This is a genomic window from Streptomyces sp. NPDC053431 (assembly GCF_044544925.1).
Classification (GTDB): Bacteria; Actinomycetota; Actinomycetes; order Streptomycetales; family Streptomycetaceae; genus Streptomyces.
The window spans coordinates 1-14,436 of sequence record NZ_JBITXX010000004.1 but is presented as its reverse complement, the minus strand read 5'-3'; the positions used below and the strand labels follow the sequence as shown (position 1 = coordinate 14,436).

The window sequence follows — 14,436 nt, the reverse complement described above, 5'->3', positions numbered from 1 at the left end:
GGCCGTCGAGCCAAAAGATACCTTCCCGAAGGTAGATTTACGGTTGAACAGAGCCCGGGGAAAAGCCGGGTTGACGGCCAGACGGGGGTGGCGTTATGGGACAGCACGCGGTGTTAGGCACGGCCGGGCGGGTGGTCGCGTGAGCCGGGCGGGGGAGCTCGCGTTCCAGCAGACCATTCCCCGGCGTCTGGTGCACCGGGCGGCGGTCTCGGAGGTGTTCCTGACCGACGCCGTGGCACTGGGGGAGGACCACTTCCTGGTCGCGGCGCAGTGGCCGCGCGATCACGCGCTCTATCATCCGGACCCCGCGGGCCGGAGCGACCCGCTGCTGTTCGCCGAGACGATTCGTCAGGCGCTGGTGTACGTGGCGCACTGGCACTACGGGGTCCCGCTGGAGCACCGGTTCGTCGGCCGGGACATGCACCTGGTGATCGACGACCCGGAGGCGCTGCGGGTGGGCGGGGAGCCGCTCCGGGTGGCGCTGGAGGTCCGCTGGTCCCCGGTCGGCAAGGACTCGCCGCGGCGCCGGGGCATGCGGATCGAGGCCGAGCTCGGCGTCGCGGGCGTCGTGTGCGGACGGGGCGGGCTGAGCGTGGTGGCCGTCGACGAGTCGTACTACCACCGGCTGCGCCGCCGCCCCGGTGTCGTGCCGCCCGCGGGCCGTCCGGCCGAGGCGACGGGGCGCGTCGCCGGGCTGCCGGGCGGGCGGGCGGCGGGGGCGCCCCGGCGTGTCGCCGGGGCTTCGGTGGGGCGCCTGCGGGAGAAGGACAGTGTCCTGGTGGCCGGCGAGAGGCCGGGGGAGTGGCTGCTCGCGGCCGATCTCGACCACGCGATCCTCTTCGACCATCCCACCGACCATCTGCCGTTGATGGTCGTCCTCGAAGGTTTCCGGCAGCTCGGGCATCTGCTCGTGAACGGTGCCGGTTCCTCCCTCTCCTCCCCCCTCTCGCCTTCCCTCTCCTCCTCGCCCTCGCCTTCTCCCGACGCGGGGACGTACGGGCTGGTGTCGTTGGCCTCCGAGTGTCTCGCCTGGGCCGAACTCGACCTCCCCACACGGCTCGTGGTGCGTTCCGACCGGGCCGCGGAGGGCCGGCCGGGCGCGCGGGAGCTGCTCGTGGACGCCGTGCAGCAGGGCGCCGTCGTCATGACCTCCAGGACGGTCTGGGCGCCCGCCGCCGCGGCCGGGACCGCATGAGCGTGCCGGGCCCCGGCCGAGGCGAGTTCCGTGTGTCATCCGAAGCTCCGATCGAAGGAGGACAGGCCGTGACGTCCGGCAGGGCTCCCGTGGCCGCGCCCGGCTTCCGTCGCGCGGCCGTCGCGCGGGCCGCAGCCGTGGCCGAGGACGGTGCGCGCGCCGCGGACGCGGCGCGGCGCCTCGGCGCCGCGACCTTGGCGGCCCTCGACGAGGCGGGGTTCGCCCGGCATTTCGTACCGCGTCGGTTCGGGGGACGGGAGGGGACGTTCACCGAGGTGTTCCGGGCGACCGCCGAGGTCGCCGAGGGGTGCGCCTCGGCCGCCTGGCTGGGCATGCTGTGGGCCGCGCACGGACGGTTCGCGGCCCTGCTGCCCGAGGAGGGGCAGCGCGAGGTGTGGGGCGCCTCGCCCGACGCGCGGATCGCGGCAGGACTCATGCCGCCGTCCGGCACGGTCCGCCCGGCCCACGGCGGATGGCTGCTGCAGGGCGAGTGGCCGGTCGTCAGCGGCGCGGACCACGCGGACTGGCTGCTGTTGTGCGCCCCTGAGACCTCCGTCGGCGTCGGTACGGGGCGTCCCGGTGACCGCGGGCGGCCGCGGTTCCGGGTGTGTGCGGTGCCCCGGAGCGCGGTGACGGTGGTCGACACCTGGCGGAGCAGCGGCATGCGCGGCACCGCGAGCCACCGGGTCGTGGTGCCCGCCACCCTCGTACCCGCCGGCCGCACCGTCCCGTTCGACGTCCTGGTCGCCGGCGGCGCCCCCGAGGGCCGGGCCCGCTGCCACGTGGCGCCCGCGCATCTGGCGGGCGGACTGCTGTTCTGCACCCCGGCGCTGGGGGCGGCCCGCCGTGCTCTGGCCGTGACGGGCGAGCGGTTGTTCCGGGGCGGCGGCCCGGACCGGCCGGGACCCGCGGGGCGTGGGCCGGCGGGCCCCTTCCCGGCGCCGGGCGGGGACGGCCGAGCGGAACGGTGGGCACGGGCCCGCGCCGACGTCGAGGCCGTGGGAACGCTGCTGGCCGAGGCGGTGCGCAGGGCGGACGACGGGGACGTCTCGCCGTACGCGGTCGCCCGCAACCGGCGTGACGCCCAGGTCGCGGCCGAGCGCCTGGCCGCCGCGATGGACCTGCTGACCGGCGCCGACGAGGCCGAACTCCCCGGCGGGGTCGGTGACCTGGGCCGGCATGTGCGCGATGTCCGCACGGTCGCCTCGCACGGGGCGCTGCGGGGGAAGATCGCCGCGGCCGCGTTCTCCGATGCGCTCCGGCCGGCGCCGGACGCCGTGACCGTGCGATCCGTCCGAGAGGGATCGTCGTGACCTCGGCCGGCACCCTGGTGTTCACGGACGTCGACGAGACCCTGATCAGGCCCAAGAGTCTGTTCGACTTCCTGGAGTTCTTCTTCACCGGGCGGTACGGCGACGCCGGGGCCCGGCACGCGCGCGCGACGCGACAGCACCTGGCTCGCCTGCAACGGGCGGGCGCCGGGCGGGAGGAGGCGAACCGGGCGTACTACGGGGCCTGGCGGGGACAGCCCGCCGGGGAGGTGGCCGAGTGGGGGCGGCGCTGGTTCGACGAGCGTCGCGCCGGCGGTGCCTTCTACCTGCCCCGTACCAGGGCGGCACTCCGCCGCCACCGGGAGGAGGGCGCCGTCCTGGTCCTCGTCTCGGGGGCGTTCGACGCCGTGCTCGACCCGATCGCGGCGGACATCGGCGCGGCCCACGTGCGGGGCACCCGTCCTCACCTCCGCGACGGGCTCTACACCGGAGCCGTCATCGGCCCACCGGTCATCGGCGAGGGCAAGCGGGCGGCCGTCCGTGCCGTGCTCCGCGGGTATCCCCACGTCGCGGCGGACGACTGCTACGCCTACGGGGACCATCTCTCGGACCTGCCGATGCTGACCGAGGTCGGTCGTCCCGTGGTCGTCGGCGGAAGCCGGGAGCTGTCGGCCGCCCTGCCCGCCGCCGACGTCCTGCCGTACTGACCGTGGGCGGGGGGAGGTGGTGCAGCCGTGAAACTGACGTTCGAGAAGGTATCTTTCGTTCGGGGGGTGCGGGAGTCACCGGGCGCCCGGTCGGACGAGGGGGGACGAGCTTCACATGCCGTTAGGGGACGCGCCGGGCACGGCTCCGGTCGACACGCGCCTGCTGCGGGCGTTCGCGGAGGACGTGTTCCAGCCCTTGGGGCGGGCGGATCAAAGGCGTTGGGCACAGGCCTACTTACGGGCGCTGCTGAGCGTCCCGGGGAAGAAGACCATGCGGCGGCTGGCCGCGGCCGCGGCGCCCACCACGCAGGCGGCGAACGGGCTGCAGCAGTTCATCAACAACAGTCCCTGGGAGTGGACCCCCGTCCGCCAGGCGGTGTTCCGTACGGTCACCGCGCTCGGTCCGCCGCGGGCCTGGAGCGTCGCGGAGGTGACGATCCCCAAGCGGGGCGAGCACTCGGTGGGCGTGCACCGGCGGTTCGACGCGGAGTCCGGACGTACCGTCAACTGCCAGGTCGCCCTAGCCCTGTTCGTGGTCACGGACTCGACGTGTGTCCCGGTGGACTGGCGCCTGTTGCTCGGTGACGCCTGGTGCCGGGACGCGGAGCGTCGCGCCCGGGCCCGTATCCCCGCGTCCGTCGAGGCGCGTCCGGCCGGGGCGCACATTCTGGACTTCGCCGCGCGCGCGGCGGCGTGCGGCCGGGCGGGCGAGGCGCCGTGGCTGCTGGACCTGCGGCACCACCCCGAGGCGGCGGAGGTGCTGGACGGGCTGGTCCGGCACGGGGCCGACTTCGTCTGCGAGGTGAGCGCCGAGCAGCTCGCACGGCTGTCCCAGGCCGGGCCGCCCGCGGGCGTCGTCGCCGAGGCCGCGGCGCACAGCCCCACGCGCCGGGCCCATCGGGTGGCGCGCCCCGGCTCGCCGGGGGGACGGGAGCCGTTCACCGTGCACTTCGGCCGGCTGTGGCTCGCCCCCGCGGCCGGCCGGGCGTCCGGCGGGAACCAGGCGACCGGGGTGCCGTGCACCTACCTGTCGCTGGCGCGGCCGGCCTCGCAGGGGCGCCACCACCCCGAACGGTTCTGGATCACGAGCCTCACCGAGCACCGGATGGAGGAGACCCTGGCCCTGGTGCGGAGCGCCGCCGGCGTCGGCCGTTGCGTCGCCGACCTCCAGGCGCACTACGGGGTCCAGGACTTCGAGGGGCGTTCCTTCCCCGGCTGGCACCACCACATGACGATGGTCTCGGCCGCCTACGCCTTTCGGCAGCTCCACCCGGTGGCGCCGCCGGCCCTGCCGCCGCCCGCCCCGGACCGCGCTCGGCGCCCGTGCGCCTGACCGGCCGCCGGGGCGCTCACGCCGCTGTGTCCGTCGCTCGCCGCCTCTCGCCCGTCCCGTGAGGGCGTGCCCCTCGGGGCCGTTCAGGCTGCTCCGTCGACCGCGTATCGCCCGGACGTGACGGCCGTGTCCGCGGGGCACGGGGTCGGCGTGGAGAAGAGAAGCTGCCAGATCCGGCGCGCCTCATGCGGGATGGTGTCCAGTCCGTGCAGCGACATCGTGTGGTACATGCCGAACGTGGAGGCGGCCAGCAGACTGCTGAGCGCTTCCGGCGTGTAGGCCGGTCCCAGCTCGCCCCGCTGCTGGGCCTGCCGTGCCAGCCTGACGGCCGCCCGCGTCACGTCGCCCACGATCGCCGGGACCTCACCGCGCGCCCGCGCCCCCTCCGACTCCAGCTGCAGCCCCGCCCTGAAGCGGATGTCGACGCTCAGCCGGCGCGCCAGGCTGAACGCGATGCACTGCAGCGCCGCCAGAGCGTCGCCGCCCGCCTCGTCCGTCTGCCGCAGGATCGCCCGCCACGCCTGGTCGAACGGGACCGTCAGGGCCGCGGCGAGGGCTTCCTTCGACGGGAAGTGCGCGTACAGGGCCCCCTTCGTCATGCCGACATGGAGGGCCATGCGCTCCAGGTTCGCCCCGGCGTAGCCGTACCGGGCGAACTCGCCGGCCGCGGCGTCCAGGAGCACCTCATGGGTCCTCCTGGCTCGGTCCTGCTTCGGCACGGTGTCCTACCTTTCCACGCGTCGGTTCGGGGGGACCGTTCGCCCGGGGCGACCGGGCCGCCGGGGCCCCACGCCGGCCGACGGGCGGTCGTCGCGCCGGAGGTTCCCCAGGCGGAAGAGCAATAACCTTCTCTGGAGAATTTTTCCTTCGAGGGGTTCATTCCTCAAGGTAGCCAAGGGTTTCCCGGGGGATCTGGCTGCATCTCGTCCTGCCCCGCCGGCGCGGCGGCCCTCCGCCGGTGCACCGCTCCCTGACCGGTGCTGATGCGACGTCAACTCCTCTCACCTGCGGGAACTTCCCCCGTGGCGGTCCGGGAGAGGCGCCCGGGTCCGTCGGTCCGCCGCGGATCCGGCGGGGCGTTCCGTCCTGGCCGGATCGGCGCCTCCGTGTGTCAAGTCCGCCCTCGTCGCAGCCCGGTGGCCCCGGTCGCGCTCGCGGCGCAGGCCCGGCGCACCGCCCCGCGACCGGCGCTCCGGCCCCGTCCGAACCCTCGCGGAGCCCGTCGACGGGTATCGCCACTGGTCAGAGGGTGAGATGGCAAAGTCGCAGACCGATTCGAAGAAACTGACGTTCGGGAAGGTATTTTTGTGGTCACTGATCGTGCACCTCTGACCCGGGCCGTCAGTGTCGCCGCGCCCGCAGTGCTCTTCCGTCCCGTCCCGACCGCCGTCCACTGCCGTCCACCGTGCGCCCGTCCGCGACCGACGACACGCTGGTGGCACGCGCCATGCCGCCCTGTCGGCCTCACCGTCGACAGGGCCCGACCCGAAGGCCGGACAGACCCGTCACCGGCCGTCCTGAACGTCCGTATCACGCTAGGGGGAGCAATGGAATTTCGGATTCTGGGTCCGCTCGAAGTTCTGGTGGACGGCCGTCCGGTGAGTCTCGGCGGTGCGAAGCAGCGGGCCACCCTCGGGTTCCTGCTGCTGCAGATGAACCGCGTCGTCGCCGTCAGCGAGTTACAGGACGCCTTATGGGCGTTCGACGAAGCACCTCCCACCGCCCGAAAGGTCCTGCAGAACGCCGTCTGGGGCCTGCGGGGCCTCTTCTCCTCGGACTCCTCGCACGAGGCGGCCGCGGTGGTCACGCAGGCCCCCGGCTACATGCTGCGCGTCGCACCCGAGCAGGTCGACCTGCACCAGTTCCACCGCAAGGTCGAGCAGGGCAGGTCCCATCTGACCGCCGGCACCCCGGAACGGGCCGCCGACCTGCTCGGCGACGCCCTGGCCCTGTGGCGCGGACCGGCGCTCGCCGACCTCGTCGAGACCGGCATCGCCTGGCCGGGCCTGACCGCGCTGCAGAGCGCCAAGCTCGACGTCATGGAGGACTACTTCGAGGCGCAGCTCGGCTGCGGGCGGCACCACGACGTACTCGCCGACCTCACCGCCACCGTCGCCGACGAACCCTTCCGGGAGCGGTCGTGCGGACAGCTCATGCTCGCTCTGTACCGGTGCGGACGACAGGTCGAGGCCCTGGACGCCTACAGCCGGCTGCGGTCCGCCCTCGCCCAGGACCTGGGCCTCGAACCCAGCCGTGAACTGCAGTCCCTCCAGCGGGCCATCCTCACGCACGACCCCGCCCTCGTCCCCGAGCAGCGGTCCCACCGCGTCGAGCCGCCCGCCGTGCCGGTGCCCCGGGCACCCCTCGACGACCGCCCGCGAGCGGAGCCGACGGCCCCCGGCACCACCGGTCGCACGGCGGCGGGTGCCGTGCCCGCGTTCCTCGCCGACGCGACGCCCCACGCCGAGGAGCCCGCCGCCCCCTCGGCACCGACCGTCCGGACCGTCGTGACCGGCCTGACGACCCCCACCACCCCGGCCTCGCCGGTCGCCCCGGCCGGCGCGACGGGCGCTCGGCCCGCGCGGCTGCCCCAGCGCGTCCGGCCCGAGCGGCGCCACATGAGCCTGGTGCTGGTCCGCAGCCCGTTCGGCGAGCACACCGGAGAGCTCCGGCCCGCGCAGATCGACGATGCCCTGGAGCACGTCGCCGCCGTCGTCGCGGACAAGGCCGAACAGTTCGGCGGCCAGGTCGCCCTGGCCATCGGCCCGTTGTCCCTGCTGGCGTTCGGACTGGCCGACACCGGCGCCGAAGGCTGCGAGGAGCGCGCCGTACGCGCGGCCCTGGCCATCCGGGACCACCTCCTGGCCACCGCCGGAGACCAGGCCGACCGCTCCGCCCTGCCCGCCGCGCTCCCGGAGCTCAGTCTGGCCGTCGCCACGGGCGAAGCCCTCGTACGCCTCGCGTCCGGCGACTCCGCCGCACCGTCGGTGTTCGGATCCCTCGTGGAACGCTGCCAGACCCTGCTCTCCACGGTGTCCGGCGGCCAGATCGTGGTCTGCGACAGCACCCGCCTGACCACCGAAGGCGCCGTCGCCTACCGGCCCGCCGCGGGATTCACCGACGGCGACTGGCTGGTCGAGGGCGTCCGGGGCGAGGACCCCGGCTCCTCCGCTGCCGGCTCGGCGACCGGTCATGAGGCGGAACTCGTCCTGGTCCAGGGCCTGGCGGACTGGACCCGGCGCCGCCGGACGACCCACCTGGTCACCGTCCTGGGCGAACCCGGTGCCGGCCGGACCCGGTTCCTCGACGAGTTCCGCGGTGGCCTCGCCGACGGCCACGGCGAGCCGGCGCAGTGGCTGATGACCCGCATCCCCAGGTCGACCGACAACGACGTCATGACGGTCATGACCGGCATGGTGTCCACCCTCTGCGGCATCTCCCCGCAGGACTCCCCGGCCGCCGTCTACGGCAGGCTGTCGGCGACCCTCGGCCAGTCGGTCGACCTCGCCTCCGAGCGGGACCGGCTCTCCGCTGCGCTGAGCGTGCTGTACGGCCTCAGGAACGCTCCCCACCCCGACGTCGCCAGGCAGGACGTCCTCCAGGCCTGCCGGCGACTCCTCACGCACGTCTCCGCCCGCACCCCCCTCGTGCTGGCCGTCGACGACGTGCACCGTGCCGACGACGACGTGCTCGACTTCGTCGAGTCCCTCACCGATCTGCCCACGCCCGTCCCCCTGTTCGTCGTGGTCACGGCCCGCCCGGAACTGCTGCGGCGCCGGCCCGAATGGGGGGCCGGCAGGCGCCACACCACCACGGTCACGCTCACCGCCCCGCCCTCAGCCGGCCGGCTCCCGGTCGGGCAACCGCCCGTACCCCGGCGGGACACCGGCCGGGTGCGCGACCTCCTGCCCACCGGCCGGCCCGGGGGCCGGCCCCCGTTCGGCCCGGTCGCGGACCCCCTCGTGCGCGGCGTGCTCAACAGGATCCCGGCAGGGGTCGCCTGCCCCGGTGACGCCCCGCTCGCCGCGTACGACGACACGCCGGGCAACGGTCCGACCGTGCGCTGAGAGAGGGCGGGCGAACACCCGTCGGCGCCCTGTCGCGGACGAGCGTCGGCCGTGACCGGACCCCCACCCGACACACCCCGGCCCTGCCGGGGTGTGTCGGGTGTCTGTGTGTGGGGCTGCCGGGTGCATCGGGGCGCCGGGTGCGCCGGGTGCGTCGAGGTGGCCCGGGTGGGCTCCCGGCCGCCGGTGCTCCTCCGGCGACGTCCGTGCCGACGGGCGTCCCGCACCGGTCATTCCCCGGTCACGGACGCGGCGCCACGGGAGTGCCCCGGCCGTGACCGTGAGGTGAACGGCCCGCGAGGCCACCGCAATACCGTGGCTTCGATTCCTCGTTCCGCGAGTCTCGATTCCGCGAAATCCCGATTCCCGATCCTCGGTTCCTCGGGCGACGTCCCACGACCCTCCGGGCAGCTCGCCCGGCGCTGTCCGCGGCCGCCCGTCACCGTACCCGTCCCTGATCCGGTGGACGTCAGGAGAGATGCATGCGCAGCACAGCGTTCCGATCGATTCCTGCCCGCCCGGTGCCCCGCGAGGAGGAGACCCACCCCGGGTTGGTGGTGTTGTCGCACTTCACGGCCGGTGCGTTCGGATCCCTTTCAGGGCACTGGGCGGGCCTCTGCCCGCCCCGGTGCGCCCACGCCCCCGACCCGCAGCACGACCCGCGCGAGACACCGCGCTCCCAGTACTGAACGGCCTGGCCGGTCACCGTCGCACGTCACCCGCGGCGCGGGTCGCCGACCGCGGGTGACGGCCGAGAAGAACCAAGGAGAACCCAGTCGTGCACGAGAACGTTAACGACACCTGGCTGCGCCGATTCGGGCCGCCCCTGGACGACGCCCCGCGCCTGATCTGCTTCCCGCACGCGGGCGGGGCGGCCAGCGCCTACGTGTCCCTGGCCCGCGCGCTCGCCCCCACCGTCGAGGTGCTGGCCGTGCAGTACCCGGGCCGTCAGGACCGCCGTCAGGAGGCGCCCGTCGAGGACGTCAACCACCTCGCCGACCTCGTCGCCGCCGCCCTCCCGACCGCGTCCACCCGGCCCTACGCCCTGTTCGGGCACAGCATGGGAGCCGTCGTCGCCTACGAGACCGCCCTGCGTCTGATCCGGGACGGGCGCCCGGGCCCGGTGCGCTTCTTCGCCTCCGGCCGCGGCGCGCCGTCGCTCGGCCCGGGCCGCAGCGACGGCCTGCGGGGCGACGCGGAGCTGGCCGCCGAGATGCGCCGGCTCGGCGGCAGCCGGGGGGTCCTCGACGATCCCGAGCTGATGGCCCTGGCCATGCCGGCGCTGCGCTCCGACTACCGCGCGCTGGGCGCCTACTCCTGGGCCACCGCCCAGCCCCTCGACTGCCCCGTCTCCGTCCTCGTCGGGGACGCCGACCCCCTCGTCACCCCCGAGGAGGCGGGGACCTGGCTCGACCACGCCCAGGGAGGCGGCACCGTACGGGTCTTCCCCGGCGGCCATTTCTACCTCGACGCGCTCGTCGGCGACGTGGCGGACGCCATCCGCACCGACCTCGCACCCGTCGCGGACCTCGCCCGGGCCTGACACGCGCGGCGCGCTCCGCCGCGGCCCGGTGCCGGCCGGTCTCGCACATGCGGCCTTGCACCTTCGTCGACCTCTCGTCCCCCAGAACCCCCTCCGGGCGGTCCGGGGCGCGCCGGACAGCGCGCTCCCGGACCGCCCGTACGCATGCCCGGGAACGCCGCTCCGGGCCCGGGAACGCCGCTCATGGCCCGCGGAGCCCCCGCGGAGCTCGCTTCGGGCCGGTGAACGCCGCTGCGGGCGGGCGGGAGTGGGTGCGGACCTGGCGGCCGGCGTGTGCGGATCTGGCGGCGGGCGGTGCCGTACTGGTGGCCGGCGAACCCGGGCCCGGGAACGACAGCACGGCGGCGGAGCGGTCCTTGCCGCCCCGCCGCCGTGCTGTCGTCGCTCGTGTCAGGAGTCCTGCGGCGCGAGCTCCGGGACGCCCGCCGCCGTCACCGCCTCGGCCTGGGCCGGCGGGGCCGGGAAGTAGCCGACGCCGACGAAGAACTCGACGTAGCGCGCCACCAGTTCCTCGTCGATCGCCGGGCAGACGACGCCGCTGGGCGCGAGCGCCCGGTCCGTGGCGGAGGTGTCGAAGGCGGGGTAGAAGCGGCCCCCGTCGAAGGCCATCACCTCGAACGCCGCCATCAGCGGGTGCAGCGGACTGTCCACGTCGGCCGCGACCCGTTCCTGCCAGGCCTCCCAGGACAGCTCCCGCAGCGGATAGCCACGCGAGCGCAGGTACCGTACGAACTCGCCGTAGTCGAGGCTGTTGCGGTTCGACAGGTGGAACGTCCGGCCCAGCGACTCCGGCTGCCGCGACAGGGCGAGCACCGCGCCGCTGACGTAGTCCACCGGCACCGCGTGGATGTCGCCCGACACGCCCGTGGGCGCGGCGCCCGCGCTCAGCAGGCCCTTCAGGCTCAGCCAGACGAAGTCGCGGGTCTGGCAGGCGCCGGTCTCCTGGTCGCCCGAGACGACGTCCACCCGGTACACGCTGACGGGCAGACCGCGTTCCCGCGCCAGTTCGATGACGCCTTCCGCCACCCACTTGCTCTGCACGTAGCCGGTGGGCAGGGCCTCCGGCGGGCCGGTGACGTCGTCCACGGACAGCGGGGAGCCGTCCTCCTTCGGGCCGGCGAAGACGCCCACGGTGGAGATGTAGTGGACCGGGACCGTGCGGTGCCGGGCGGCGAGCCTGAGGACCTCCTGCGTCCCCGTCACGTTGGCCGCCTTGAGCTCGGTGTACGGGCGGAGCCAGTGCACCGTGGCCCCCGCGTGGTACACCACGTCGACGGTACGGGACAGCGCGTCGAACCCGTCCTCGCCGAGCCCGAGCCACGGCTGGGCGAGATCGCCGAGCACGACCCTGAGACGCGCGGGATCCACCGCGTCCCAGATGCGGTACCACTCCATGTTCGCGCGGATCCGTTCCACGGCCAGGGCCTCGTCCTCACCGCGCACCAGGCAGTGGATCGTGGCGCGAGTCGACCGCATGAGGTCCCTGAGCAGGAACGAGCCGACGAATCCGGTGACACCGGTCAGCAGCACGTGCTCCGGGTCGTCGGTGACGGGCGCGCTCCCGTCCGCCGGGACGATGTCCGGGGCGAGGGTGATCTCGGCCCGGAGGTCGACGGCCCGGCCTGCCTGACCGACGTCCGTCCGGCCGGCCGGGGCTCCTTCGACGAGGGTCGTGCGCAGGTGCTCGGCCAGCGCCGCCGCCGTCGGATGGTCGAAGATCAGCGTGCCCGGCAGCCGTGAACCGGTCTCCTGCCCCAGGCGGTTGCGGAGCTCGACCGAGGTGAGCGAGTCGAACCCGAGCGACGAGAAGGACTGCTGCGGGGCGATGCCGCCGCCGCTCGCGTCCGCGTGTCCGAGGACGGCCGCCGCCGCGGAACGGACCAGGGACAGCAGCAGCTCGTGCTGGGCCTGCTCGTCGAGACCGGCCAGGCGCTCCGCCAGCGCCGTACCCTCCGCGCGGGAGTTCCGCGCCACCCGGCGTACCGGAACCGGCAGCAGACCGGTCAGCACACGCGGCGCCTCCAGGGCGTTGGTCCGCAGCGCCTCCAGATCCATGGGGGTGGCGACCAGCTCCGGCCGGCCGGCCGCGACGGCGGCGTCCATCAACGCCACACCGTCCGTCTGCGCCAGCGGCCGGAATCCGGAGCGGCCGATCCGCTTGAGGTCGGCCTCCTCCAGATGCCCGCTCATGCCGCCCTCCTGCTCCCACAGGCCCCAGGCGATCGAGGTGGCGGCCAGCCCCCGGGCGGCCCGGAGCCGGGCCAGGGCGTCCAGGAACACGTTGGCCGCCGCGTAGCTCGACTGGCCCGGTCCGCCGATCACACCGGCGACGGACGAGAACAGCACGAAAGCCCCGAGGTCCTGATCACGGGTCAGCTCGTGCAGGTGCCAGGCCGCGTCGGCCTTGGCGCGCAGCACGGCCGCGACGCGGCCGGAGGTCTGCGTCCCGATCAGTCCGTCGTCCAGCACGCCGGCGGCGTGGACCACGCCCGTCAGCGGGTGCTCGGCGGGGATGCCCGCCAGCAGCGAGCCGAGCGCGGCCCGGTCGGAGGTGTCGCACGCGGCCACGGTCACCCGTGCCCCCGACTCCTCCAGCTCCGCGGCCAGTTCGGCCGCGCCCGGTGCCGCCGGACCGCGCCGGCTGGTCAGCAGCAGGTGCCGCACCCCGTGCTCGGAGACCAGGTGCCGGGCGAACAGCGCGCCCAGGGACCCGGTGCCACCGGTGATCAGCACCGTTCCCGAGCCGTTCCACGGGCTCGGGGCCGCCGCCTCCGCGGCGCGGTCCACCCGCGCCGCCGCCGACGACAGCCGGGGGACGAACGCCCGGCCCCCGCGCAGGGCGACCTGCGGCTCGCGCAGCGCCAGGACGCCCGCCGGCAGCCGCAGGGTGCCCTCCGTGTCCTGGGCGCCGGTCTCCGGCGCCCCGTCGGAGTCCACCAGGACGATCCGGCCGGGGGCCTCGGACTGCGTCGAGCGCAGCAGGCCCCACACCGCGGCGACGCTGGGGTCGACCTCCTGCCCGTCGGCGACGGCCACGGCCCGTGTGGTCGCCACGACCAGGGGTACGTCGGCGAGCGAGTCGTCCGCCAGCCACTCCTGGACCAGCGGCAACACCCGGTCGAGCCGGGCCCGCGCCAGCGCCGCCAGGTCCCCGTCCCCGGCCCGGGAGGCCGGCTCGAGGCGGAGCAGGGCGGCGTCCGGACCGTGGCCCGCGGCCACCCGGGCCCGGACCGTGGAGGTGTCGTCGAGGGACACCTCCTCCCAGTCCGGTGCCGCTTCCCGCCCGTCGAGGGCGATGGGAACCCACCGGACCTCGAAGAGGGACTCCTGGAGCGCGAGCCGCCCTTCGCGCCGCTCGGCGCTTCCGCCCCGGTACCCGGTCTGGGCGTCCCCGGCCGGTGCGACCTCCCGCAGGACGAGCGACTCCACGGCGGCGACCGGCTGTCCCTCCTCGTCGGCCAGCCGCACGGACAGCCCGCCCTCGCCGCCCTCCACGGGGGCCAGTCGCACCCGCACGGACGTCGCTCCCGTGGCGTACAGCCGCGTGCCCCTCCACTCGCCCGCGCCGCGCTGCCCCGCGGGCGCCGCCGCCGGGGCGTCCGGCGTCAGGAAGACCGAGGCGCGCACGGCGCCGTCGAGCAGCGCCGGGTGCAGACCGTCTCCGCCGACCCGGCCGTGGGCTTCCTCCGGCAGACGTACCTCGGCGAAGACCTCGGCCCCGCGGCGCCACACCTCGCCCCACTCGAACGCTTCCGGGGCGCCGTCGAGGGGCAGGTCCCGCACTCCGGCCACGTCGACCCGGTCGGCGCCGACCGGCGGCCACGGGGCGAGGTCGAAGGCCTCGCCGGGGCCGCCGAACACCAGGGTGCCGACGGCATGTTCCGTCCACGGGACGTCGGTCCGGCCCTCGGGGCGCGCGTGGACGGTGACGGTCCGGCGCAGCGGGTCGTCGGTGGGGGTGGTGCGGGTCTGGACCTCGAGGGCGGTGGTGGTGGGGAGGGGCAACGGGGCGTGGACGGTGAGCTGTTCGACGGTGTTGTTGGCCGTGTGGTCGGCGGCCCGCAGGGCGAGTTCGACGAGGGTCGAGGCCGGCAGGTGGGGCGTGCCGCCGGGAGTGCGGTCGGCCAGGTGCGCGTGGCTGCGCGCGGTGATCCGGGTGGTGTGCACGGTCGCGTCCGTACCGGCGATGCGCACGGGCGCACCGGCCGGGCCCCGCGACTCGCCGGACCCGCCGGCCGCCGCGGTCACGGCGTCCGCGGTCAGGTCGATCCAGTAGCGGTGGTGTTGGAAGGCGTAGGTGGGGAGGGGGGTGGGGTGGGG

Annotated in this window: 8 protein-coding genes; 6 read left to right on the top strand and 2 right to left on the bottom strand. The window is 75.2% G+C overall.

The genetic code is table 11. The annotated features are described in order from the left end of the window. Nucleotides 1-139: 139 nt before the first annotated feature. From ACIGXE_RS12740 to ACIGXE_RS12725, 4 genes are all read left to right on the top strand, one after another. Nucleotides 140-1,195 carry a ScbA/BarX family gamma-butyrolactone biosynthesis protein gene (locus ACIGXE_RS12740; protein WP_399746404.1) on the top strand — a complete coding sequence of 352 codons (1,056 nt, stop codon included), beginning with the start codon at nt 140-142 and terminating at the stop codon, nt 1,193-1,195. Nucleotides 1,196-1,263: 68 nt separating this feature from the next. Beyond that, nucleotides 1,264-2,508: an oxidoreductase gene (locus ACIGXE_RS12735; RefSeq protein WP_399746402.1), complete on the top strand. Its 1,245-nt coding sequence runs from the start codon at nt 1,264-1,266 to the stop codon at nt 2,506-2,508. Continuing rightward, the gene (locus ACIGXE_RS12730) at nt 2,505-3,173 is read left to right on the top strand and encodes an HAD family hydrolase (RefSeq protein WP_399746400.1); all 669 of its coding nucleotides are present in this window, start codon (nt 2,505-2,507) and stop codon (nt 3,171-3,173) included. The genes ACIGXE_RS12735 and ACIGXE_RS12730 overlap by 4 nt, the downstream gene beginning before the upstream one ends. A gap of 115 nt (nt 3,174-3,288) precedes the next feature. After that, on the top strand, nt 3,289-4,506 hold the full coding sequence (locus tag ACIGXE_RS12725) for a transposase (RefSeq protein ID WP_399746398.1): 1,218 nt from the start codon (nt 3,289-3,291) through the stop codon (nt 4,504-4,506). A gap of 83 nt (nt 4,507-4,589) precedes the next feature. Here the strand turns inward: ACIGXE_RS12725 and ACIGXE_RS12720 are convergent, their stop codons facing one another. After that, the gene (locus tag ACIGXE_RS12720) at nt 4,590-5,225 is read right to left on the bottom strand and encodes a TetR family transcriptional regulator (protein ID WP_399746396.1); all 636 of its coding nucleotides are present in this window, start codon (nt 5,223-5,225) and stop codon (nt 4,590-4,592) included. Between the two features lie 828 nt (nt 5,226-6,053). Here ACIGXE_RS12720 and ACIGXE_RS12715 point away from each other — a divergent pair. Together ACIGXE_RS12715 and ACIGXE_RS12710 are read left to right on the top strand one after the other, a co-directional pair. Next, the gene (locus ACIGXE_RS12715; RefSeq protein ID WP_399746394.1) at nt 6,054-8,573 is read left to right on the top strand and encodes a BTAD domain-containing putative transcriptional regulator; all 2,520 of its coding nucleotides are present in this window, start codon (nt 6,054-6,056) and stop codon (nt 8,571-8,573) included. Nucleotides 8,574-9,351: 778 nt separating this feature from the next. After that, nucleotides 9,352-10,116, top strand: a complete 765-nt coding sequence (locus ACIGXE_RS12710; protein WP_399746392.1) for a thioesterase II family protein — start codon at nt 9,352-9,354, stop codon at nt 10,114-10,116. Between the two features lie 390 nt (nt 10,117-10,506). On the opposite strand, the gene ACIGXE_RS12705 is transcribed toward ACIGXE_RS12710, so the two are convergent. Next, the coding region (locus tag ACIGXE_RS12705) for a thioester reductase domain-containing protein (protein WP_399746390.1) at nt 10,507-14,436 on the bottom strand (3,930 nt) is incomplete at its 5' end.

Coding starts and splice junctions, on each gene's coding strand:
- ACIGXE_RS12725 (WP_399746398.1), top strand. CDS start 3,289: ATGCCGTTAGGGGACGCGCCGGGCACGGCTCCGGTCGACACGCGCCTG.
- ACIGXE_RS12715 (WP_399746394.1), top strand. CDS start 6,054: ATGGAATTTCGGATTCTGGGTCCGCTCGAAGTTCTGGTGGACGGCCGT.